The 20,693-nt window shown below is 65.7% G+C and carries 24 protein-coding genes; 10 read left to right on the forward strand and 14 right to left on the reverse strand.

Annotated features, from left to right (window positions below; translation table 11 throughout):
- Positions 1-48: 48 nt before the first annotated feature.
- The 6 genes from BVE01S_RS02490 to BVE01S_RS02515 form a co-directional block, all read right to left on the reverse strand.
- Positions 49-1,278 (reverse strand): NAD(P)/FAD-dependent oxidoreductase, encoded by a 1,230-nt coding sequence (locus BVE01S_RS02490; RefSeq protein WP_066623784.1) that lies wholly within the window; start codon positions 1,276-1,278, stop codon positions 49-51.
- A 5-nt stretch (positions 1,279-1,283) separates the two neighbouring features.
- Positions 1,284-1,463 carry a hypothetical protein gene (locus BVE01S_RS02495; RefSeq protein WP_066623787.1) on the reverse strand — a complete coding sequence of 60 codons (180 nt, stop codon included), beginning with the start codon at positions 1,461-1,463 and terminating at the stop codon, positions 1,284-1,286.
- On the reverse strand, positions 1,463-2,320 hold the full coding sequence (locus BVE01S_RS02500; protein ID WP_066623790.1) for an alpha/beta fold hydrolase: 858 nt from the start codon (positions 2,318-2,320) through the stop codon (positions 1,463-1,465). Before BVE01S_RS02500 ends, BVE01S_RS02495 begins: the two co-directional genes overlap by 1 nt.
- Positions 2,321-2,325: 5 nt before the next feature.
- Positions 2,326-3,471 (reverse strand): thiolase C-terminal domain-containing protein, encoded by a 1,146-nt coding sequence (locus BVE01S_RS02505; protein ID WP_244878346.1) that lies wholly within the window; start codon positions 3,469-3,471, stop codon positions 2,326-2,328.
- A gap of 17 nt (positions 3,472-3,488) precedes the next feature.
- On the reverse strand, positions 3,489-3,884 hold the full coding sequence (locus tag BVE01S_RS16440) for a Zn-ribbon domain-containing OB-fold protein (protein ID WP_167544772.1): 396 nt from the start codon (positions 3,882-3,884) through the stop codon (positions 3,489-3,491).
- Between the two features lie 88 nt (positions 3,885-3,972).
- Positions 3,973-4,608, reverse strand: coding sequence for a TetR family transcriptional regulator (locus BVE01S_RS02515; protein ID WP_066623801.1), 636 nt, complete (start codon positions 4,606-4,608; stop codon positions 3,973-3,975).
- A gap of 310 nt (positions 4,609-4,918) precedes the next feature.
- On the opposite strand from BVE01S_RS02515, the gene dusA reads away from it, so the two are divergent.
- The 3 genes from dusA (at position 4,919) to BVE01S_RS02530 (ending at position 7,423) form a co-directional block, all read left to right on the forward strand.
- Positions 4,919-5,950, forward strand: coding sequence for a tRNA dihydrouridine(20/20a) synthase DusA (dusA, locus tag BVE01S_RS02520; RefSeq protein WP_088582354.1), 1,032 nt, complete (start codon positions 4,919-4,921; stop codon positions 5,948-5,950).
- Positions 5,951-6,011: 61 nt separating this feature from the next.
- Entirely contained in the window at positions 6,012-6,680 is a 669-nt protein-coding gene (locus tag BVE01S_RS02525) for a hypothetical protein (protein ID WP_066623807.1), read from the forward strand.
- Positions 6,681-6,865: 185 nt separating this feature from the next.
- Positions 6,866-7,423 (forward strand): 3D domain-containing protein, encoded by a 558-nt coding sequence (locus tag BVE01S_RS02530; RefSeq protein WP_066623810.1) that lies wholly within the window; start codon positions 6,866-6,868, stop codon positions 7,421-7,423.
- 74 nt (positions 7,424-7,497) lie between these two features.
- Here the strand turns inward: BVE01S_RS02530 and BVE01S_RS02535 are convergent, their stop codons facing one another.
- From BVE01S_RS02535 to BVE01S_RS02545, 3 genes are all read right to left on the reverse strand, one after another.
- On the reverse strand, positions 7,498-8,388 hold the full coding sequence (locus BVE01S_RS02535) for a hypothetical protein (RefSeq protein WP_055752859.1): 891 nt from the start codon (positions 8,386-8,388) through the stop codon (positions 7,498-7,500).
- Between the two features lie 82 nt (positions 8,389-8,470).
- Positions 8,471-8,794, reverse strand: coding sequence for an Mpo1-like protein (locus tag BVE01S_RS02540; RefSeq protein ID WP_026108600.1), 324 nt, complete (start codon positions 8,792-8,794; stop codon positions 8,471-8,473).
- Positions 8,795-8,841: 47 nt separating this feature from the next.
- Entirely contained in the window at positions 8,842-10,755 is a 1,914-nt protein-coding gene (locus tag BVE01S_RS02545; protein WP_066623813.1) for a DEAD/DEAH box helicase, read from the reverse strand.
- A gap of 206 nt (positions 10,756-10,961) precedes the next feature.
- On the opposite strand from BVE01S_RS02545, the gene BVE01S_RS02550 reads away from it, so the two are divergent.
- Positions 10,962-11,171, forward strand: coding sequence for a flagellar basal body rod C-terminal domain-containing protein (locus BVE01S_RS02550; RefSeq protein WP_066623816.1), 210 nt, complete (start codon positions 10,962-10,964; stop codon positions 11,169-11,171).
- A gap of 4 nt (positions 11,172-11,175) precedes the next feature.
- Here the strand turns inward: BVE01S_RS02550 and BVE01S_RS02555 are convergent, their stop codons facing one another.
- On the reverse strand, positions 11,176-11,859 hold the full coding sequence (locus BVE01S_RS02555) for a winged helix-turn-helix transcriptional regulator (protein WP_066623819.1): 684 nt from the start codon (positions 11,857-11,859) through the stop codon (positions 11,176-11,178).
- A gap of 58 nt (positions 11,860-11,917) precedes the next feature.
- On the opposite strand from BVE01S_RS02555, the gene BVE01S_RS02560 reads away from it, so the two are divergent.
- The 5 genes from BVE01S_RS02560 (at position 11,918) to ku (ending at position 14,611) form a co-directional block, all read left to right on the forward strand.
- Positions 11,918-12,361 carry a VOC family protein gene (locus BVE01S_RS02560; RefSeq protein WP_066623824.1) on the forward strand — a complete coding sequence of 148 codons (444 nt, stop codon included), beginning with the start codon at positions 11,918-11,920 and terminating at the stop codon, positions 12,359-12,361.
- On the forward strand, positions 12,361-12,822 hold the full coding sequence (locus tag BVE01S_RS02565) for an SRPBCC family protein (RefSeq protein ID WP_066623831.1): 462 nt from the start codon (positions 12,361-12,363) through the stop codon (positions 12,820-12,822). Before BVE01S_RS02560 ends, BVE01S_RS02565 begins: the two co-directional genes overlap by 1 nt.
- A complete protein-coding gene (locus tag BVE01S_RS02570; RefSeq protein ID WP_066623839.1) occupies positions 12,819-13,301 on the forward strand; it encodes a VOC family protein in 483 nt (160 codons plus the stop codon). The genes BVE01S_RS02565 and BVE01S_RS02570 overlap by 4 nt, the downstream gene beginning before the upstream one ends.
- A gap of 22 nt (positions 13,302-13,323) precedes the next feature.
- A complete protein-coding gene (locus tag BVE01S_RS02575; RefSeq protein WP_066623841.1) occupies positions 13,324-13,677 on the forward strand; it encodes a DUF1428 domain-containing protein in 354 nt (117 codons plus the stop codon).
- Positions 13,678-13,744: 67 nt separating this feature from the next.
- Positions 13,745-14,611 carry a non-homologous end joining protein Ku gene (gene ku / locus BVE01S_RS02580; protein ID WP_066623844.1) on the forward strand — a complete coding sequence of 289 codons (867 nt, stop codon included), beginning with the start codon at positions 13,745-13,747 and terminating at the stop codon, positions 14,609-14,611.
- Here the strand turns inward: ku and ligD are convergent.
- The 3 genes from ligD to BVE01S_RS16445 are packed head-to-tail and all read right to left on the reverse strand — an operon-like array spanning position 14,608 to position 18,180.
- Entirely contained in the window at positions 14,608-17,169 is a 2,562-nt protein-coding gene (ligD, locus tag BVE01S_RS02585) for a DNA ligase D (protein ID WP_066623847.1), read from the reverse strand. The two genes, ku and ligD, sit on opposite strands and share 4 nt — an antisense overlap.
- A gap of 34 nt (positions 17,170-17,203) precedes the next feature.
- Positions 17,204-17,944, reverse strand: a complete 741-nt coding sequence (locus BVE01S_RS02590) for an extensin-like domain-containing protein (protein WP_066623855.1) — start codon at positions 17,942-17,944, stop codon at positions 17,204-17,206.
- A 56-nt stretch (positions 17,945-18,000) separates the two neighbouring features.
- Positions 18,001-18,180, reverse strand: coding sequence for a DUF2256 domain-containing protein (locus BVE01S_RS16445; protein WP_084375248.1), 180 nt, complete (start codon positions 18,178-18,180; stop codon positions 18,001-18,003).
- A gap of 240 nt (positions 18,181-18,420) precedes the next feature.
- Here BVE01S_RS16445 and BVE01S_RS02595 point away from each other — a divergent pair, with 240 nt between their 5' ends.
- On the forward strand, positions 18,421-18,684 hold the full coding sequence (locus BVE01S_RS02595) for a DUF2798 domain-containing protein (protein WP_084375249.1): 264 nt from the start codon (positions 18,421-18,423) through the stop codon (positions 18,682-18,684).
- A 41-nt stretch (positions 18,685-18,725) separates the two neighbouring features.
- Here BVE01S_RS02595 and rpoD read toward each other — a convergent pair whose 3' ends face one another.
- Positions 18,726-20,672 (reverse strand): RNA polymerase sigma factor RpoD, encoded by a 1,947-nt coding sequence (gene rpoD, locus BVE01S_RS02600; RefSeq protein WP_066623858.1) that lies wholly within the window; start codon positions 20,670-20,672, stop codon positions 18,726-18,728.
- Positions 20,673-20,693: the final 21 nt, after the last annotated feature.

Consider the following 20,693-nt stretch of genomic DNA (forward strand, 5'->3'; position numbering starts at 1 on the left):
TAACCGCACAATTAGCACGGCTTTATCTAATGACAATAGGTTATGACTTCACGCCGCTGAAAAGGCCTTCAGCGGGATTTCGGGATCGGCAAGACGCTCCAGATCAGGCCGCGCACCCTCAAGGATCAGCTTGCGGGCCTGGACGTAGTCCTTGACCGCCGCCACGCAGTCGATGGCGATGACCCGCCCATCGCGCAGATAAACGACAGAGAAGCTGCGGTCCTCGGGTCGCCCCCGAATGACGAAGGTGTCATGCCCCGCCGACAGGCCCATGGTCTGAAGCTTGAGGTCATACTGATCCGACCAGAACCACGGCACGGCATCATAGGGCTGCGGCTTGCCGAGAATATCCTGCGCCACGGTCTTGGCCTGGTCATTGGCGTTCTGGACGGATTCGAGCCGCACGAGAGCGCCGTCCGCAAAGCGGTTCGGATGCAGGGCGCAGTCGCCGATGGCGTAGATGTCGGCAAGGCTGGTCCGGCAGAGGTCATCGACCAGGACGCCGTTTCCGCCCTCAGCGCCGGCGGCCAGCAAGGGCTCCACGGCCGGGATCACGCCAATGCCGACGATCACCAGATCCGCCGCCAGAGCAGCGCCATCCGCCAATCGCACCCCCACGGCGCGTCCCGCCTCGCCCAAGATGCAATCCACGCCGACGCCCAGACGAACATCCACCCCTTGGGCGCGATGTTCATCCTCGAAGAAGCGTGACAGCGGTTCGCCCGCGACGCGCGCCAGAACGCGATCCAGCGCCTCCAGCAAGACCACCCGCTTGCCGAACTTCGTCAGCACCGCCGCGGCCTCCAGACCGATGTAGCCTCCGCCGATCACCACGACCTGGTTCACTTTGGGCAACTCCTCGGCGATGCGGTCGACGTCGTCGCGCGTGCGTACAGCATGAACGCCAGCGAGATCGGCCCCGTCACAGGTGAGCCGACGCGGCGCGCCGCCCGTGGCCCAGATGAGCCGGCCGTAGCCCACGGTCTCATGCTCCGCTGTCGTGACCGCATGGCGATCCGCATCGACCTGCACGACGGTCTGACCCAGCAAAAGGTCGATCCGTTTTTCCGCCCAGAAGGCGTCAGGCCGGATCAGAAGACGATCGAACGTCTTGTCGCCCGCCAGATAGTCCTTCGACAGCGGCGGCCGCTCATAGGGCGCGTGGGGCTCGGCGCTCACGATCGCGACGGACCCGTCATAGCCGCCCTGTCGCAGGGCTATGGCGACGGCCGCGCCGGCATGGCCGCCGCCCACGATCAGAATGTCATAATGGTTCATGGGCTTCAGCGGCTCTGTTGGGCGTCGTCCAAGACGGCGCGCGTCCCGGTCACGAAGTCACGGGCGGGATCGACGAGATGGAGAAGGGCGCGGTTCAGAAACTCGGGCTCACCGATCCGACGGCGCGACAGCAGGGTGTCGCCCACTCGAGCGATGGCGTCGAGGTTGATCAGATCAGCGCTCATCACGCGGCCTTGGGCGACATACGTCGTTCCAGGAAGGCGATGACGCCCGCATTGAAGGCGTCGTTGCGGTCGCCGGCCACCATATGACCGGCTTCGGCCACATCGACGACGTCCAGGGCCGGAAACAGCCGTCGACAGGCCGCTACGCCCCGGTCGCTGACGACGTCGCTGTGCAATCCTCGCACCAGCAGGATCGGCGGCGGCCGATCCGCCGCGACGTCTTCTGCGGAGCGCTGGACGATGACGCGATGCAGGTCGCCGTCCGCCAAGATGCGCGGATCCCAGTGCCAGTAGAGCCGACCATTCTCGCGTCGCCGCAGATTGCGCATCAGACCGCTGGGATCGGCGGGGCGCGGGCGCTCGGGATTATAGGCCGCGACCGCATCCACGGCGTCGTCCAGGCAGGCGAACCCGTTCACCCCGCTGCGCATGAAGTCGACGATGCGCTCGACCCCCTGCGGCTCCGGCTCGGGAACGATGTCGACCAGAACGACGGCTGCGGGCTTCAATCCCAAAGCCATCGCGCGGATGGCAGTCGCCCCGCCCAGCGAGGCGCCGACCAGGGCGAAGGGGGTCTTCGTGTCGCCCAATACCGCGCGCAGATCGTCGACCCGGTCATCCAGACTATAGGCGCCGGTCGGGGACCAGCCGCTGTAGCCATGCCCACGCGCATCGTAGTTGATGACCCGATAACCGCGCGCGGTCAGCGCCGTCATTGCGCCCGACCAGCTATGGCGTGTCTGGCCGCCGCCATGCAGCAAGACCACCGTGGGCGCGTCCGCCGGCCCCGCCACATCGGCTTCAAGCCGAAGACCGTCGCGGGAAACATAGCTGCGCCGCTCGATCTCCACGACCATCGTGCTTACTCCGCATCGACCGAGAAGATGGCCGAACTGACCGTCGGCGCGCCTGGTCCGCCGGCAAGCAGACAGTAGCGCGCGTCGGGCACGGGATTGGCCGATGTGCCTCGCAACTGCTCGACCGCCTCGACCGCCACGCCGATGCCGTGGATGAATCCCTGCGCCAAGTTGCCGCCGCCCGTATTGACCGGCAGCTTGCCCGTCGGCGCGATCAGGTTCTCGTAGCGAACGACCTCTCCCACGCTCTCGTAGTCGCAGAAGCCATGGTCGATCAGGGAGGCGACCCCTTGGGCGCTGAAGTTCTCGTACAACTGAACCACGTCGATGTCCGACGGCTTCAAGCCCGTCTGGGCCCACAGCCGACGCGCCACGGATTCAAAGCCCGCCGAGGCGTAGTGGACGTCGTTCTGAAGCAGGTCGCCCCACCCCCGCCCGGTGCCCTGGGCCACGCCCTTGAGATAGACAGGCTTCTGACGCAGATCACGGGCGCGCTCGGCCGATGTCAGGATCAGAACGCCAGCGCCATCGTTCTCTCGGCTGCAATCGAACAGGCGGAACGGCTCGGCGATCATCCGCGAGGACCGATAGGCTTCCAGATCGAGTTCCCGGCCGTAGCTGATCGCCTTGGGATTGCGCGAGCCATGATAATAGGCCGCCCGCACAAGGTCCTCCAAGCACTGGCGGGGCACCCGGTGATGCTCCAACAGCCGCTGCGCTCGCATTGCGCATTCCACGGCCGGCGCCACCAGCCCGACCCCGGTGATGTGGTCGTTCAGATGGTGCGCCATGACGGCTGCGGACAGACGCCCACTGTTGTCCTGAACCAGCGCCCTGAACACCGCGACCGTCGTGGCCTGGCCGCTGATGATGGCCCCCGCCGCCGGGCCGAAGGCCGCCGCCAGGCCGCCGCCGCCGCCGCCGAAGACCTGTGTCGACCACGTCAGTTCGCGCGTGCCCAAATCCGGCATCAGGCGAACGGGTTCATTCTTGTCGTCGCCATAGGTCACGAAGCCGTCGATGTCGGCAGGGTCGATGCCGGCGTCTTCGCAGGCGTCGACGATGGCGCGAACCAGCGTGCCTTGTTCCGGCAACGGCGCACCGCCGCGCTTGTATTGGCGCACACCCAGGCCCACGACCGCCGTGCTCACAGGAAAGCGAGGCGCCCTCATGACGCTGCAGTCCAGCGTATCGCCGCCGTTTCCTGACCGAACGGGCGGGTCTTGCAAACCCGGCCCACGACCGGAAGTCCGATCTCCGCCCGGTCGCCTGGCTCCAGCAGCCCGAACAGTCTTATGCCGTCTGCCTGAGGCAGCGCGACCGATGCGGTGACATAGGGCTTGTCCAGGTCCTCGGCGCCCCCGAAGGGATGCCAGACCCGCGTCCACGAATAGACGACGCCTGTCATGGGCAGCGAAACCCACTCGAACGTCCATCCGCCGCAACTGCCGCACCGAAAGGGCGCCGGCCAACACCAGCGGCCACACGAGGTGCAGCGCGGCAGCGCCAGCTCTCCTCGATCCAGCGCCTCCCAGTAGGGCGCATCAGCTCCCAATCCCTTCACGGCATCCTCCATCACGGCCTTGTCCCGGCCCTTTGGAAAAGCCTAATGCCGTTAGATTATGCTCGCAAGGGCCGTCGTTCGCGACGGTTTATGGCTTCGCCAGAAGACCGCCGAAGCACAGATCGATCACATGCTGCGCATAGGCCTGTTTGGTCTCTTCGGTGAGGCGCGCGATGCCGAGAGTGGTCGGGATCGAATAGGAGGCGTAGAAGATGTGCTCGCAGGCCCCGACGGTGCTGTAATACAGCATGCCCGGATCCACAGGCCGGAAACGCCCTTCTTCCACTCCCTGGCTGACGATCCGTCGGTAGGCGTCGATCATCGGCTCGACAAAGATCTTCGCGACTCTCTGGGCGGAATCCGGCTGGCCTTGGACGATCATGTAGTTGATCAGCCGGTTGATATAGGGCGACCTGTAGTAGGTGTTGATGATCCCCTTAATGTGGATCTTCAGCTTCTGATCGGCCGATATCGGCATATCGACCAGATCCGACAGCGCCGCCATTGACGCCTCAGCGTCGCGCTCCAGGACAGCCATGAACAGGCCCTCCTTGCTGCCAAAATAGTATTTGATCAGCGCGGAATTCAGACCGGATCGAACGGCGATCTCGCTCAACGAGGTATCGGGAATCGACTTCTCGGACAGCAGTTGGGCGGTCGCAGAAATCAAGGCCAGCCGCGACTCGGACTTGGCCGCCTTGTCCGACCTGCTCTTCACCGCCATTGCATCGCCAACTCCGTTCAGCCTTGGCGTAATCGCTCGATTAAATTAGGTCAACCATACGAGCGAGTGAACGACGACTGTTGCAGTGACATCCCTTAAAGGCGCAGCGAGGGCCGCTGTCTGTGAGCTTTCGATCTCATCCCGCCGTATGCGTGCAAATTGGCGCTCAGGTTTGATGCAGAGGCAGCTCTCTCTCGGTTCCGGCGACCTAGCAGAGCGGATGATCGCGTTTCAGGGCGGTCTCGCCTATATAGCGCCTTCTTCCTGATCGAGCGCCCACGTCAGCCGCCACTGTTTGATGCCTTCCACAATGTCGATAAATCAAGCACGCACGCTGTCCATCGCCCCGATGATGGACTGGACCGATCGGCATTGTCGGGCGTTCCACAGGGCGCTGACGCGCAAGGCGCTGCTTTATACCGAGATGGTGACGGCGCCGGCGGTGTTGCACGGGGATCGCGAGCGGCTGCTGGGGTTCGATGCGCTGGAGCATCCTGTCGCCTTGCAACTGGGCGGATCGGATCCTGCGCAGTTGGCCGAGGCCGCCAAGGTCGGCGAGGCGTTCGGCTATGACGAGATCAATCTGAACGTCGGCTGTCCGTCGGACCGGGTGCAGTCGGGTCGGTTCGGCGCCTGTCTGATGCGCGAGCCCGAGTTGGTGGCCGACTGTATGGCGGCGATCAAGGGGGCCGTCAGCGTGCCGGCGACCGTCAAATGCCGCATCGGCGTGGACGATCAGGATCCGACCGTCAGCCTGTTCGCCACGGTGGACGCCTGCGCCGCCGTCGGGATCGAGGTCTTCGTCGTCCATGCGCGCAAGGCCTGGCTGAAGGGGTTGTCGCCCAAGGAGAACCGCGACGTGCCGCCGCTGGACTATGATCTGGTGCGCCGGCTGAAGCACGAGCGGCCGGATCTGAACATCTCGATCAATGGCGGCATCGCCTCCATGGACGCGGCCGAGGCGCATCTGGCCGAGGTCGACGGCGTCAAGCTGGACGGGGTCATGCTGGGCCGCGCCGCCTATCACGAGCCGGCCATTCTGGGGCACGCGGATCGTCGCCTGTTTGGCGCGCCGGTCGAGGACACCGACGCCTTCGCCGCGCTGGCGCGTTATCGGCCCTATATGGCCGCGCGTCTGGACGAAGGCGTCGCCCTGCCCGCGATGGCGCGGCATATGCTGGGGTTGATGCACGGCCGGCCGGGCGCGCGGGCGTTCCGTCGCATTCTGACGGTCGAGGCGATCAAGCCCGGCGCCGGGCTGGAGGTGCTGGACCGCGCGGCGGAGGCCGTGCGCGATGCCGAGGCGAGGCGCGACACGGCGCCCGGCGACTGGGCGGCGTAACCCAATCTTCAGAGCTGGCCGGCAGGGTTAAGAGAACCCTGCCGTTTCGGACCCGCACGCCATGAAGACCCTGCTGATCGCCGCCGTCATCGCGGCCACCCTGCCCGCCACCTCGGCCCTGGCGCAGGCCGACGGCCGGTTCGCCGTCGGCGCTCAGGTCGGCACGCCGGGCGCAGGCCTGCAGGCCCAGTTCGCGCTAAGCCCGGTCGTGGTGCTGCGCGGCGGCTATGACGTGCTGAAATGGGATCGGGACCAGACCTACAAGGGCATCGATTACGACGCCAAGATCGACTTCAAGTCGCCGGGCGCCTTTGTGGACCTGCATCCGTTCCGCAACGGCTTTCTGATCTCGGGCGGGGCCTATTTCGGCGATCGCAAGATCGATCTGGATGCGACGCCCACCGGAAACGTCAATGTCGGCGGCGCGACCTTCACTCCGGCCCAAGTCGGAACCTTGACCGGCCGCATCGACCTGGAGAGCACCGCGCCCTTCGTCGGCCTAGGCTATGACAACACCTTTACGCGCGGCGGAAGGCTCGGCTTCCGCATGCTGGCCGGCGCGGCCTTTGGCGATGCGCCGCAAGTGGATCTGGACGCTCGCGGCGGCACGCTGTCGAACGACCCTACCTTCCGTTCGCGTCTGGATCAGGAAGAGCGTGAAATTCAGGCCGAGGCCGATGATTACAAGGTCCTGCCGGTGCTTCAGGCGGGGCTGAACTTCAAGTTCTGAAGCGCGGAGCGTCGTCCCCAAGCGCGAAGGCTGGGGATAAATAGGTTATGCAAAACAAGTCGTTAACCTAGAAACAAATCGTAAAAGACGGCGTCAAGGCGGGTTTCGCCACTTTTCCGCCACAGGTTAACGCGACAAGGCCAGCGCCGGCGGCGTTGGGAGCCGGTGTCTCCTGAGCGAAACTCATGATCGGCGCCTCCGCTGCTATCGCCATGCTTTGGGCTGCCGTATCGTCTGTGACGAGCGGGCCTGTCCCCTACAATGACGTCGTAGCGGCGGATCAAGTCAGGACTGAAACCCCTGCCGCCATCGTCGGTTCCGATGAAGTCGAGACCGCCCTGAACGCCGAACAGGCCGAGCTGATGGCCTCCGATCCGGACTGGCGCGCGTCGGCGCGCCTCTATCACGCAGGCGGCGGCGGCGCGACGGGCAACGATTCGCTGGGTTGCCGTCCGATCGCCATGCGCACCGTCGCGGTCGATCCACGCGTGATCCCGCGCCGCACCAAGCTGTTCATCCGCGAAACGGTCGGCATGCGCCTGGCCGACGGTTCGATCCACGACGGCTACTGGTACGCCTCGGACACCGGCGGCGCGATCAGGGGCCAGAAGATCGACCTCTATACCGGCAACGGTCGCGGCTCGATGAACCAGGCGCAGCGCCTGAACATGCGCACCCTGACGATCGTGGACGCCGGCGACTTCGACGGTTGCCCCCCGGCTTGGACCACCGCTTCCAACTGATCAGACCGATCATGAAAAACGCCGGCTGACCGCGAAGGTCAGCCGGCTTTTTCGTGTCTGAAGCCTTGCGCCGATCAGTCAAGTTCGGACACTTCCAGCGTCGACTGCACCATCGAGCCGTTATAGGTGCCGACCCAGATGTCGTAGCGGCCGCTCTGCGGATTGGTGATCGTCACCTTCGGATCGACGCCGCCCGCGCCGTCGTCGTCGCAATAGAAGCGGCCGTTGGGCGTATTGATCAGCAGGGTCGTGTCCTCGTCCGCGCGAACGCGGAAGGTCAGATCGGCGTCGCCGGGCTCGAAGAAGATCTGGATGTCCGGGGCTGAACTGACCGAACCTTCGCAGCCCGACTTGGCGGCCGAGGCGGGCGACGAACCGCCGGCCAGGATCGACTTGGTCCAGGGGTCGGGCGTGAAGCCGCCGCGGAGATTGGCTGTGCCGTAGTTGGGCTCTAGGTCGATGTTGGGCGCCGCGCCCGCCGTCGTGTCCGTGCCGCCCAATTCGCTGATCTGCAGCGTCGACTGGACCATGTTGTCGTTATAGGTGCCCAGCCAGATGTCGTAGCGACCGCTCTCGGGGTTGGAGATCGTCACCATCGGGTCCAGGTCGCCGCCGCTGTCGTCGTCGCAGTACCAGCGGCCGCCGGGGCTGTTGACCAGCAGCGTCGTGTCCTCGCTGGCGACCGCCTTGATGGTCAGGTCCAGATCGCCGGCTTCAAAGTTCAGTTGCAGATCGGGCGCAGCGCTGACCTTGCCCTCGCAGCCCGATTGGGCGGCCGAGGCGGCGATCGAACCGCCCGCCAGGATGGACTTGGTCCAGGGATCGGGCGTGAAGCCGGTCTCCAGCCGCACCGAACCGTAGTTGGGGTCCAGGGTGAAGTCGGGCTTGGCTCCGCTCTTCTGGGCCAGGCTGACGCCAGGGGCGAGCAGCACGGACGCAGCGGCGATGACGGCGATGGATTTCATGATGCTCCCTCCAGCAGCGGCGCAACGCCGCAGGCGGAGACTATTCCGTTTCGGCGAACCGTGCAGCTTGAAATGCGGTCCTTCAGAAGCGGCGCTTGCCCGTCACCGTCTCGAAGAACAGGCGAAAGTCGCCCATCAGGCTCCACAGCGGATATTTGAACGTCGCGGGCCGGTTCTTTTCGAAGAAGAAATGCCCGACCCAGGCGAAGCCGTAGCCCAGCAGCGGCATGGCCAGCAGCCACCAGGCGTTCCGCGTCGCCACGAAGGCGACGAAGGCCGAGATCACCAGAAAGGTGCCGACGACGTGGATGCGCCGACACGTCCGGTTGGAATGCTCGTGGATGTAATAGGGATAGAAGGCCTCGAACGAGGCGTAACGGCCCTCGGGTGCGGACGGCGTGCTCATGGGCGGAGGGTGCGCCTCCGCCCACGATCAGGCAAGTGCCGGCATGATCAGCCCTTGGGCTTGCCTTTGAAGCCGTCCTTCTTGAAGCCCGGCTTGGCCTTGAAAGGCTTCTTGGCATAGGGCTTGTCGCCCGCGGCGTTCGAGCGCGGATTGGCGCCGCCGTCAGCCCCCGACTTGCCGGAATGGGGCGCCCAAGGTTTCTTCTTGAACGGCGGGCGGGCGTCGCCCTCTCCGCCATCGGCGCGCTTGTAGGGGGTCTTCTTGAAGGGGCGGTCGCCATCCTCGCGAGGCTTGCCGGCGAAGCGGCTGGCCTTCATCGAGCCGGGCGTCGGGGCTTCCGACGGCGTGATCTTCACCTCGTCCTTGGAGGCGGCGACGGCTTCGCGGAAGGCCTTCTCGTGGGTCTTGGCGACCTCGAACCGCGTCTCTTCGGGGAAGGTGCGGATGGCGCCGATCTGAGGCTTGGAAATGCCGCCGATGCGGCAGATCAGCGGGATAAGCCATTTGGGGTCGGCGTTCTTGTTGCGGCCCACGTCCAGACGGAACCAGACCACATCATCGGCGCCCAGGCGGTCGCCCGGCCAGGGCTGGGCCGCCGTGCCGTCGTCGTTGCGCACGGTGCGTTCGCGCTTGGCAGGACCGCGGTCCGAACCCGGATCGGACAGTTCTTCCGGCGCCGGTTGTTCCTTGCGCAGCAGGCGCACCAGGGCGGCGGCGATCTCGTCGGGCGTGCGCTCGGCGATCATCCGCTTTGCGACGACCATGTCCTCGTCGGAGACGTCGGCCTCAAAGAACTCGGGCGACAGCAGACGGCCTTCGTCGGCCTTGCGGATTTCATCGAAGGTCGGGGCGCCGGTCCAGACGGCGTCAACGCCGGCCTCGTCCATCAACCGCTCAGCCTTGCGACGGCGCGAGTGCGGGACCAGCATGACCGAGATGCCCTTCTTGCCCGCCCGGCCCGTCCGGCCCGAACGGTGCAGCAGGCCGGCGCGGTTCATCGGCAGTTCGGCGTGAATGACCAGACCCAGGTCCGGCAGATCCAGACCACGTGCGGCGACGTCGGTGGCGACGCAGACGCGGGCGCGGCCGTCACGCAGCGACTGCAGCGCGTCGGTGCGCTCGCGCTGACCCATTTCGCCCGACAGGCTGACGGTCGAGAAGCCGCGTTCCAGCAGAGAGGATTGCAGGTGACGCACGCTGTCGCGGGTCGAGCAGAAGACCATGGCGCGCGGCGCCTCGAACCAGCGCAGGGTGTTGACCACCGCGTGCTCGATCTCGTTCGGCGCAATGCGATAGGCGCGGTATTCGATGTCGGCGTGCTGGCGCGTCTTGTCGGTCGCGTCGATGCGGACCGCGTCCTTCTGATAGCGTTTGGCCAGGGTGGCGATGTCGCGCGCGATGGTCGCCGAGAACAGCAGGGTGCGGCGTTCGGCCGGCGCCTGGTCCAGGATGTGCTCCAGGTCCTCGCGGAAGCCCATGTCCAGCATCTCGTCGGCCTCATCGAGGACGGCGACCTTCAGCTCGGACAGGTCCAGGTTGCCCCGGTCGATGTGGTCCTTCAGGCGGCCGGGCGTGCCGACGACGATGTGGACGCCGAAGCTGAGCGCGCGGGCTTCACGGCGCGCATCCATGCCGCCGACGCAGGTGGCGATCTTGGCCCCGGAGTCGGCGTACAGCCATTGCAGCTCGGCCGCGACCTGCATGGCCAGTTCGCGCGTGGGGGCGATGGCCAGGCACAGCGGCGCGCCGCCGGGGCCGAAGATCGGCTTGTCGCCCAGCAGGGTCGGCGCAGCGGCCAAACCAAAAGCCACGGTCTTGCCCGAACCCGTCTGGGCCGAGACCAGAAGGTCGCGATCCGCATGCTCCGCCTCCAGGACGGCGGCCTGAACCGGAGTGGGTTCGGCATAGCCCTTGTTAATCAGGGCGCGGTCGAGCGCGGGATGGACGGCGGGAAAGGGCATAGGAAACCTGGGACAACGGACAAGGGCGGTCGCCGAAACGACCGCGCCCGGCCGAGGTCAGACCTCAGGCCGGGCGAATGATGGCGCTCTATACATCAATAAGGGCGCAAGCGGGGCGGAAAACGCCGTTCACCCTGTTCCTTCAGGCGACGTTGACCTGAAAGACGCAGTCTGGCGATCAAACCCACCGCGTCCGGAGCTTCGCCATGCAAGCGCTTTCTATCGCCGCCGCCGGAATGACGACCGCGCAGAACCGGTTCGACAACAGCGCGCGCCGCACCGCCACCGCGCCGTTGGACAATCTCGCCGAGGAAACCGTGGAGCGGATCCAGGCCAAGACCGCCTTCAACGCCAACGCCGCCGTTCTGCGCACCGCGGACGACATGACCGGCACGCTGCTGGACATGCTGGCCTGAAGCCTCAGACCGGCGCCTTCTCCGGCAGGTTGAAGAGGCCCGCGAAGCGGTCGAACACGGCCCGGTCGCCGGTCATGGTCATCAGGCCGTCGGCCTCGAAGGCGGCGGGCGGGACCTTGCCGTAAACGCACGCGGCGACCAGCGGAGGTTGGGTCGTCAGGACGACGTCGGCGGCGTCTGTGACGCCGCGGCGGGTCGTGATCGTCCCCTTTTCGATCTGAACGACGAAAGGTTCGTCGCCGAAGACGAAGCCGACCGTCATCGCGGAGTCTCCGGCCAACGCCGGATCGAACATGGTCTCGAACGACTGCATGATCGACACCGCACTGATCGGCAGGGTCGGGTCGTGGCGAGGGGAGCGCGCGGCCCAGCCGCCCAGCACCATGAAGACCGGCTTGATCTCGTATCCCCAAGGCGTCAGCTCATAGACCTGAACCGAGGCGGGCGGCGGCAGTTTGCGGCGGGTCACGATGCCCGAAGCCTCCAGCCCCTCCAGTCGCTGGGTCAGCACGTTGGCGGAAATGCCGTGCAGATCCTTTCTCAGATCACCGAACCGGCGCGGGCCCATCATCAGTTCGCGGATCACCAGCAGAGCCCAACGCTCGCCGATCAGGTCCAGTCCGTGCGCAGCGCCACAGGCGTCATGGTATTTTCGGCCCGCCTTATCGGTTATCTTTTCTAACTTCATAGTTGACTATGGTAATCATTGGAGTCAGGTTTCGCAAATAACAAGGAGAGGAAACACCGTGGCCCAGCTGATTTTCATCAACCTGCCGGTCGCCGACCTGCCCCGATCGATCGCCTTCTACGAAGCCGTCGGCGCGACCAAAAACCCGATGTTTAGCGACGACACGGCCGCCTGTATGGTGGTTTCGGATGTGATCCACGTCATGCTGCTGACCCACGACAAGTGGCGCACCTTCACCGACCGGGCGATCCCCGACGCCCATGCCTCGGCGCAGATGTCGCTGTGCATTTCTTTCGACAGCCGAGAGGCTGTGGACTCGGTGGTCGAACGCGCGGGTGCGGCAGGCGGCCTTATGGATCCAAACCCGATTCAGGATCACGGCTTCATGTATGGGCGCGGCTATGCCGATCCGGACGGCCATATCTGGGAACCGATGTGGATGGACCCGGCCGCCGTCGCCGCCGGTCCCGAAGCCTTCGCTGCCGACGCCATGGTGTCGTGATGGCTGACGTTCGTGAACTGAGCATCAGCCGTCTGATCAAGGCCTCGCCGGAGACGGTGTGGAAGATCTACACCGAGCGCACCGGCGAGTGGTTCTGCCCCCGCCCGTGGACCACGCCGGTCGTGGATTGGGACCTGCGCATCGGCGGGCGGGCCAATGTCGAAATGGCGTCGCCAGAGGGCGAGCGGCATCCCTATTCCGGCGTGTTTCTGGAGGTGGTTCCGGGCCGCAAACTGGTCTCGACCGGCGCCTTCACCGAGGGCTGGGTTCCGCAGGCCGGCGACATGAACTTCGTGCGGATCGACACCTTCGAGCCCGAGGCCGGCGGAACCCGCTACACCGCCACCGCTCGGCATTGGGACGAAAAAGCCGCCGAAACCCACAAGGCCATGGGCTTCGAACAGGGCTGGGGCGCCGTCGCCGATCAACTGGCGGCGTTGGCGCAGGGAGATGCGGCATGAGCGACAAGATCATTCCCTGCCTATGGTTCGACAGCGAAGCCGAGGCTGCGACCGCCTTTTATGTCAGCCTCCTGCCCGACAGCCGCATCACCGCCGTCAACCGCTCGCCGGTCGATACGCCCTCCGGCGCTGAAGGCACGGTCCTGACGGTGCAGTTCGTGCTGGCGGGTCGTCAGTATCTGGCGCTCAATGGTGGACCGAACTTTCACTTCACCGAAGCCGTCTCCTTCATGGTGATGACCGAGGATCAGACCGAGACGGACCGGCTGTGGGACGCCCTGCTCGCCGACGGCGGCAGCGAAAACGCCTGCGGCTGGTTGAAGGACCGCTGGGGTCTGTCGTGGCAGATCACGCCTCGTCGCCTGATGGAACTGACCACCGATCCGAACCCCGCGCGCGCCAAGGCCGCCATGCAGGCCATGATGGGCATGATCAAGATCGACATCGCGGCGCTGGACCGCGCCGTCGCCGACGTTTGAATCCAGAAAGAGGAGACGACCGATGACCTATGTGACCGGCTTCCTGACCCCCGTGAAAACCGAGGACAAGGCGCGCTACGTCAAGTCCGCCGAGGCCTCCTGGCCCCTGTTTCAGAAATACGGCGCCCTGTCCCAGGTCGAGACTTGGGGCGAAGACGTGCCCGACGGCGCCCTGACCAGCTTTCCGATGGCGGTGAAGCTGCTAGAGGGCGAGGTCGTCGTCTTCTCCTGGGTGACCTGGCCCGACCGCGCCACCGCCGACGCCTGTTTCGGCAAGATGCAGGACGACCCCGACTTTGCGAACATGGACATGCCCTTCGACGGCAAGCGCATGATGTGGGGCGGTTTCAGCGTCGCCTTCGAAGGCAAGGCCTGAGCCTGGCGGCGGCCCTGTTCGAACGCAAATCGCCCTGACGCATTGTCACGGATCGAGGAGAACCGACATGGCCGCCCGCCCCACCTGGCAAGGACATCTGAAGCTGTCGCTGGTCACCTGTCCGGTGGCCCTCTACACGGCGACAACCAGCACGAACGACGTGCGGTTTCACCTGATCAATCCTGACACCAACAATCGCATCCGCATGGTGCCGACCGACCCGGACGCCGGGCCCGTCGAGCGCAGTGATCTGGTGCGCGGCTATGAGGTGTCCAAGGACGAATACGTCCTGTTCGACGACGCCGACTTCGACAAGGTGAAGCTGGAGAGCACCAAGACCATTTCGATCGACAAGTTCGTCGACGAGGACGACATCGACCGGCTGTATTGGGACGATCCGTTCTTCGTGGTCCCGGAAAAAGGCGCGGGCGTCGAAGCCTTCGCCGTCATTCGCGACGCCATGAAGAAACAGGGCAAGGTGGCGCTGGGCCAGCTGGTCCTGCGCGGCAAGGAGCGTCAGCTGGCGCTGGAGGTCCGGGGCAAGGGGCTGATCGCCTACACCCTGCGCGCCCACGACGAGGTGCGCGATTCCGACGAATATTTCGACGACATTCCGACAGTGAAGGCCGATCCCGACATGGTCGAGATCGCCGCGCGCATCATCGGTCAGAAGGAGGCGGACTTCGACCCGACCGACTTCAAGGACGGCTACGACGACGCCTTGCGCGCGATGATCAAGGCCAAGTCCGAGGGCGGCAAGGGCGTGGTCGATGTCGTCGAACCCGACGACACCAATGTCATCGACCTGATGGCCGCATTGCGAAACAGCCTGAAAGGGTCGGCGACGAGGACGAAGAAGCCGGCCGCCAAGAAGACCCCGGCAAAGAAGGCGGCGCCCAGGAAGGCTGCGGCAAGGAAGAAGACAGCGGCCTAGACGCCCATCGCTTTCAGCGCCGATTTCAAACTGACCGCCGAGGCGCGGAAATCGGCCCAGGGATCGGGCTTCTTCAGCAAGGCCGCATAGGTCCAAAGGTTGAATGCGGCGGGGTCCAGCCCGGCCTTTACCTGCCCCCACGACAGCGGGAAGGCGATCCCGGCGCCCGGCCGTGCTCGCGGCGACCAGGGCGCGACCGCCGTCGCCATCCGCCCGTTGCGCAGATAGTCGATGAAGATCTTTCCGCCCCTCGCCTTCTTGGCCAGGGTCGTGGTGAACCGGTCTGGCGCCTCGGCGCGTATGGCCTCGGCCACCGCCTTGGCGAAGGCCTTGTTCTGATCCCAGGTAACGCGCGAGCGGGCGTCGGTCTTGATCGGCACGACGACGTGCAAACCCTTCCCCCCGGTCGTCTTGACGAAGGCGGCCAGACCCAGCGCCTCGATCTTCGCCTTCACGACCTTGGACGCGGCAATGACGTCGGCGAAGTCCAGCCCCTCGTCCGGATCCAGGTCGAAGGTGATCTGCTCGGGGATTTCCGGCTGGCCGGGCGCACAGCCCCAGGGGTGCAGTTCCAGCCCGCCCGACTGGGCGATGGCGACCAGGCCGCCGACATCGACGGCGGCGACATAAGGGGTGCGGGCCTTGACGTCGATCAGCTTCAGCCGCGGGTTCGACCCCGCCATGGCGTGCCGCTGGAAGAAGGTCTCGCCGGCGATCCCCTCGGGCGCCCGGATGATCGAGGTCGGCCGGTCCGCCACATGGGGCAGGATCCGCTCGGCCGCCGCCTCGTAGTAGCGCGCCAGATCGGCCTTGGTGATCGCCGGCCGGTCGCCGACGGCGGGCCACAACACCTTGTCAGGGCTGGAGAGGGTCACGCCCGCCACGACCACCTTGCCCGGCTTTCCGGCCGGTCGCACCGTGGTCGTGGTCTTTTTGGCTTCGCCCATATCCGTGGGCGGTTGCGGCGCCTGGGTGACCTCTGCGGCCGTCTTGTCTTCGCGCAACCCTTTGAACGCCGCCTGCCGCAGCGATCCGGATTCGGTATAGCCGCCGTGCTCGACCTCGGCGACCAGCAACGGCTTGACCCAATGGATGTCCTTGGCCGCCTTTGGCGCGCCCGCCCCGGCGAAGGGAGATTTCTGCGCCGCCACGCCCTTTAACGCCGGAACAAGCGTCTTCGTCACGGCCTCGCCATAGCCGGTCCCGACCCTTCCCAGATAGCGAACACCGCCCTTTTCCCTGACCCCGACGAGCAGAGAGCGGAACCGCGTGCCACCCTCGGACGACCAGCCGCCGATCACCACTTCGTCGCGCCCCCGGCATTTGGACTTCAGCCAGGTCGATGACCGCCCGGCATGATAGGGGGCGTCCAGTTTCTTGGAGATCACGCCTTCCAGATCCATGCGACAGGCGCTCTCCAGCACCGCCTGGCCGGTCGAGGCGAAATGCTCGACGTAGCGCAGCCGCGCCCCGGCCGTTTTGCCGATCCGGTCCACATAGGCCTGCAGCCGCGCCTTGCGATGCGACAGCGGCAGCTTGCGCAGATCCTCCGCCCCCTCGGACAACAGGTCGAAGGCGAAATAGACCAGGGCTTCCGTCTTCTCGTCCGAAATGGCGGCCTGCAACGCCCCGAAGTCCGGCATGTGATCGTCGTCCAGCGCGCACAGCTCGCCGTCGATCACGGCGTCGGGCCAGGTCGCCGCATCCGCCGCCAGATCCGAGAACTTGTCGCTCCAGTCCAGACCCTTGCGGGTCCTCAGGACCGCCCGCCCCCCGCCCACGCCGATCTGGATGCGATAGCCGTCGAATTTGATCTCGTGCGCCCAGCCCGTCCCGCCCGGTGGATGGTCGGTCACCTTGCACAGCTGGATCGGCACGAAGGCCGGCGGCTTCTTGTCCTTCTCCGCCGCTTTCGAGGGCGTGGGCTTGGCCGGGCCTTTACGCCCCGTCGGCTTGGACGCCGTCCATTCCGTCGTTCCATCCGCGATTTCAGCCAGAGACCGCCCGGTCGTCACAGAGGCGTCGATTTCGGCGAGCGCATCGCCCTCTCCCGCCACGGCGAAGTCGTCCTTCTCCTTCAGCAGCAGCCAGTTGTTTCTCTTGGACGGCTTGCCTCGGTCGCTCTTCAACCGGATCAGCGCCCATTTGCCCTTCAGCCGTTCGCCGTGAAGGATCATCTTGATCTGACCCTTGGCCCAGGCCGCCTCCAGGTCCGGCTCCTGCGGCTCCCAGGTCCCGACGTCCCACATCTGCACCGTGCCGGCGCCGTAGTTGCCGTCCGGGATCGTGCCCTCGAACGACCCGTAATCCAGCGGATGATCCTCGACCTCGACCGCCAGCCGCTTGACCGCTGTGTCGCGCGACGGCGCCTTGGTCACGGCCCAGGATTTCAGCACCCCGTCCGCCTCGATACGGAAATCGTAGTGCAGCCGCGTCGCCGCATGGCGCTGGATCAGATAGCGGAAGCCGCTCTTGGCGCGCTTTGCCTTGGCGCCCTTCGGCTCGGGCGTTTCGCCGAACCGGCGCTTGGCCTGATAGGTCTTCAGTTCACCGCGCATAGGGGCGTAATCCGCCCCGCGCCAAAGCGTTGCCTCAGCGACAGAAGCGCGTGTCTGTCGCCTCAAGGTGCAGGTGGTCGTAGTGGACGGCGTTGTAATCGGGGCTCAGCGTCGTGCCGAAGATGCGGCAGGCGTCGTCGCGGATACGCTTCAGGAAGCGGGCCTCGGGCGTGTCGCCGTTCCAGTCCCTGGTCACGGTGATGCGCTGCCCGTCCCTCAGCCGCACCCCGGCGAAGTCCAGCGCCGCCGCTTGGGAATGGGCGCTGATGCGGTTCGAGCCCACGCCGTTGTTCACGTTGCGGCAGGCGTAGGCCCCCATGTGGTCGATCTGCACGACGTCAGAGCCCAGGATCTCGCGCGCCGCCGGCTCCAGCGACTGGCGACGCCAGATGCTCAGCGCCAGCGCGGTCTGGCAGGTCATCTCCACATCGCCCGGCGCCATGCGCGCCACCGTCCCTAGGTCGGCGCCCAGCACCCCGCCCTGGCTCAGGCCGCAGGTCGCGGTGTTCTGGCGATCCGGCACGGGACTGAACCGCACGCGTGCGGCGGTCAGCTCGGCCATGCAGCGCCCCAGATCACTCCCCTCGCGCACGACCAGCGCCTGGGTGCCGCCGTCGATGGCGCGATCCACAAGCCCCCCGACCAAGGGCGCCTCGGTGCGGGACGGATAGGGCGACGGCCACAACGGCTCGGGCGGCCGCCGTACGCAGCCGCTGAGGATCAGCAGGACGCCGAGCCCGATGAGAAAGGGAGAGACGCGCGACACGGAAGACATGGTTGCGACGCTTAGCTGATTCCCGCCGCCGCCGTGGTCACGAGGCGGAGAGCCGTCTATCGGCGCTCTTCGGACGCGCCTTTGGCCCGGCACCGATCCGAGCAGAATCGTACCTGATCCCAGTCCCGCGCCCACTTCTTGCGCCAAGCGAACGGCAGACCGCAGGCGGCGCAGCGCTTTTGCGGCAGGTCGGACTTGGCCGGCGCCGTACCGAGATTGACGTGCTTTCGAGCCATCACTTCTTCAAATCAGATACCGGAGACCACATCCACCCTGTCTCCAAAAGCGGTTGGCGATCCTGAGACTCTTCCAAAAATGATCTTGCGAGTGGGTCGCAAGATTGCTAAACGCCTTTTGTCGCTTCGGCGGCCGTAAGCGTCTCACGTCAGGCAACGCATCCATCCCGGTCCTTCGGCCGGGGGCCGGACTTTCCGGTGGATGCCCCATTGCCGAAGACCCAATCGAGAGACGCACAGATGCACCCTCACCCTGCGATCATCCAGTTTCGCCGACTCCCGGCCCGCTATGCGCCGGTCGTCATGCCGCTGATCCTGTCGCTGTTCATGACCTTCGTGGTCTCGGCCATCGCCACCGCGCGTAATCTGGGCTTCGTCCCGGCCTTTCCCGCAGCCTGGATGCAGGCCTGGGGCCTGTCCTGGCTGATCGCCTTTCCGGTCCTGCTGCTGATCCTGCCGCTGGTCCGGCGCATCGTCGGGCTGATCGTGGAGACCGAGCGCTGACATGAAAAAAGGGCGGCCCGTCGGGGCCGCCCTTGATCGTATCAGCTGTCCAGGAAGGACCGCAGTTTGCGCGACCGCGACGGGTGCTTCAGCTTGCGCAGCGCCTTGGCCTCGATCTGACGGATGCGTTCGCGCGTCACAGAGAACTGCTGGCCGACTTCTTCCAGCGTGTGGTCCGTGTTCATGCCGATGCCGAAGCGCATCCGCAGGACCCGCTCCTCGCGCGGCGTCAGGGACGCCAGCACGCGGGTCGTGGTCTCGCGCAGGTTCGACTGGATGGCGGCGTCGATCGGCAGGACGGCGTTCTTGTCCTCGATGAAGTCGCCCAGGTGGCTGTCTTCCTCGTCCCCGATCGGGGTTTCCAGCGAGATCGGCTCCTTAGCGATCTTCAGGACCTTGCGCACCTTCTCCAACGGCATGGCCAGCTTTTCGGCCAGCTCTTCCGGGGTCGGCTCGCGGCCGATCTCGTGCAGCATCTGACGGCTGGTGCGGACGATCTTGTTGATCGTCTCGATCATGTGCACCGGGATACGGATGGTGCGCGCCTGGTCGGCGATCGAGCGGGTGATCGCCTGACGGATCCACCAGGTGGCGTAGGTCGAGAACTTGTAGCCGCGACGATACTCGAACTTGTCGACCGCCTTCATCAGGCCGATGTTGCCCTCCTGGATCAGATCCAGGAATTGCAGGCCGCGGTTGGTGTATTTCTTGGCGATGGAGATCACAAGGCGCAGGTTGGCCTCGACCATTTCCTTCTTGGCTTGCCGCGCTTCGCGTTCGCCCTTCTGCACCGTCTGGACGATGCGGCGATAGTCGTCGATCGGCAGACCGGCTTCCAGCGCCACGGCCGCGACGTCGGAACGGATGGTCGCAATCTGGCTGGCTTCGTTCTCGCTGAACTTGGTCCAGCGCACGCCCTGATCCTTGATCCGGTCGGTCCAGGTGGGGTCGAGCTCCGAGCCGAAATAGGCCTTGAGGAACTCCGGCCGCGAAATGCCGTAGCTGTCGGCCAGGCGCAGCAGACGGCCTTCCAGACCGATCAGGCGCTTGTTGATCGCATAGAGCTGCTCGACCAGCGCCTCGATGCGGTTGTTGTTCAGCTTCATGGTCTTCAGACGATCCGAGATGGACGTCGTCAGCGCCTGATAGGCCTTTTCATCCTTGGCGCTCAGCACCTCGCCCTTCAGGCGGGTCTGAACCAGCTTGTCCTGCAGGGCGCGGAAGGCGCCGAAGTCCGCGGCGATGGCGTTCAGGACATCCATCACCCCGTCGCGCAACTCGGCTTCCAGCGCCGAGATCGACATGCCGCCGCCATCGTCGAAGTCGTCGTCATCGTCGTCGTCGGATTCAGGCTTGTCTTCGGCGGCCGGCTTGTCCTCGGCCTCGTCTTCCTCTTCGCCTTCAGGCTGGGCGGCGCCCGGCAGGGACGAAGGGTTCAGAACGCCATAGGTGGCGTCCAGGTCGATGACCTCGCGCAGCAGGATGCGGTTGTTTTCCAGCTCGTCGCGCCAGACCATGATGGCCTCGAAGGTCAGGGCGCTTTCGCACAGACCCGAGATCATGGCGTCGCGGCCGGCCTCGATCCGCTTGGCGATGGCGATTTCGCCCTCGCGGCTCAGCAGTTCGACCGAACCCATCTCGCGCAGGTACATGCGCACGGGGTCGTCGGTGCGGTCATAGGCGGACTTGGCGGGCGTTTCGGCGACGGCGGTGCCGGCGGCGGCGGCGACGTCGGTGGACTGCTGCTCCTGCGCGTCCTCCTCGGCCTCCACGACGTTGACGCCCATTTCGGACAGCATCGCCAGGGTGTCTTCAATGGCGTCTGGCGTGACTTCTTCGGACGGCAGGACCTTGTTCAGCTCCTCCATCGTCACATAGCCGCGCGCCTTGGCTTGCTTGATGAACTTCTTGACGCCGGCGTCCGTCAGATCGAGCAGGGGCCCATCGGTCGAAACCTCGGTGTCCTGCGTCTCGGTCTGTGCGTTCATAGTCAGTCTGTCTCCGGCCGA

Origin of the sequence: Brevundimonas vesicularis NBRC 12165 (assembly GCF_001592205.1) — a bacterium.
Classification (GTDB): Bacteria; Pseudomonadota; Alphaproteobacteria; order Caulobacterales; family Caulobacteraceae; genus Brevundimonas; species Brevundimonas vesicularis.

Excerpts from the sequence above, each read along its gene's own strand:
- BVE01S_RS02590 (WP_066623855.1), bottom strand. The coding sequence starts at position 17,944 with ATGTCTTCCGTGTCGCGCGTCTCTCCCTTTCTCATCGGGCTCGGCGTC.
- BVE01S_RS16445 (WP_084375248.1), bottom strand. The coding sequence starts at position 18,180 with ATGGCTCGAAAGCACGTCAATCTCGGTACGGCGCCGGCCAAGTCCGAC.
- BVE01S_RS02570 (WP_066623839.1), top strand. The coding sequence starts at position 12,819 with ATGAGCGACAAGATCATTCCCTGCCTATGGTTCGACAGCGAAGCCGAG.
- BVE01S_RS02535 (WP_055752859.1), bottom strand. The coding sequence starts at position 8,388 with ATGAAATCCATCGCCGTCATCGCCGCTGCGTCCGTGCTGCTCGCCCCT.
- BVE01S_RS02525 (WP_066623807.1), top strand. The coding sequence starts at position 6,012 with ATGAAGACCCTGCTGATCGCCGCCGTCATCGCGGCCACCCTGCCCGCC.
- BVE01S_RS02545 (WP_066623813.1), bottom strand. The coding sequence starts at position 10,755 with ATGCCCTTTCCCGCCGTCCATCCCGCGCTCGACCGCGCCCTGATTAAC.
- ligD (WP_066623847.1), bottom strand. The coding sequence starts at position 17,169 with ATGCGCGGTGAACTGAAGACCTATCAGGCCAAGCGCCGGTTCGGCGAA.
- BVE01S_RS02575 (WP_066623841.1), top strand. The coding sequence starts at position 13,324 with ATGACCTATGTGACCGGCTTCCTGACCCCCGTGAAAACCGAGGACAAG.
- BVE01S_RS02540 (WP_026108600.1), bottom strand. The coding sequence starts at position 8,794 with ATGAGCACGCCGTCCGCACCCGAGGGCCGTTACGCCTCGTTCGAGGCC.
- BVE01S_RS02500 (WP_066623790.1), bottom strand. The coding sequence starts at position 2,320 with ATGGTCGTGGAGATCGAGCGGCGCAGCTATGTTTCCCGCGACGGTCTT.
- ku (WP_066623844.1), top strand. The coding sequence starts at position 13,745 with ATGGCCGCCCGCCCCACCTGGCAAGGACATCTGAAGCTGTCGCTGGTC.
- BVE01S_RS02550 (WP_066623816.1), top strand. The coding sequence starts at position 10,962 with ATGCAAGCGCTTTCTATCGCCGCCGCCGGAATGACGACCGCGCAGAAC.
- BVE01S_RS02530 (WP_066623810.1), top strand. The coding sequence starts at position 6,866 with ATGATCGGCGCCTCCGCTGCTATCGCCATGCTTTGGGCTGCCGTATCG.
- dusA (WP_088582354.1), top strand. The coding sequence starts at position 4,919 with ATGTCGATAAATCAAGCACGCACGCTGTCCATCGCCCCGATGATGGAC.
- BVE01S_RS02565 (WP_066623831.1), top strand. The coding sequence starts at position 12,361 with ATGGCTGACGTTCGTGAACTGAGCATCAGCCGTCTGATCAAGGCCTCG.
- BVE01S_RS02515 (WP_066623801.1), bottom strand. The coding sequence starts at position 4,608 with ATGGCGGTGAAGAGCAGGTCGGACAAGGCGGCCAAGTCCGAGTCGCGG.
- BVE01S_RS02555 (WP_066623819.1), bottom strand. The coding sequence starts at position 11,859 with ATGAAGTTAGAAAAGATAACCGATAAGGCGGGCCGAAAATACCATGAC.
- BVE01S_RS02595 (WP_084375249.1), top strand. The coding sequence starts at position 18,421 with ATGCACCCTCACCCTGCGATCATCCAGTTTCGCCGACTCCCGGCCCGC.
- BVE01S_RS02490 (WP_066623784.1), bottom strand. The coding sequence starts at position 1,278 with ATGAACCATTATGACATTCTGATCGTGGGCGGCGGCCATGCCGGCGCG.
- BVE01S_RS02495 (WP_066623787.1), bottom strand. The coding sequence starts at position 1,463 with ATGAGCGCTGATCTGATCAACCTCGACGCCATCGCTCGAGTGGGCGAC.
- rpoD (WP_066623858.1), bottom strand. The coding sequence starts at position 20,672 with ATGAACGCACAGACCGAGACGCAGGACACCGAGGTTTCGACCGATGGG.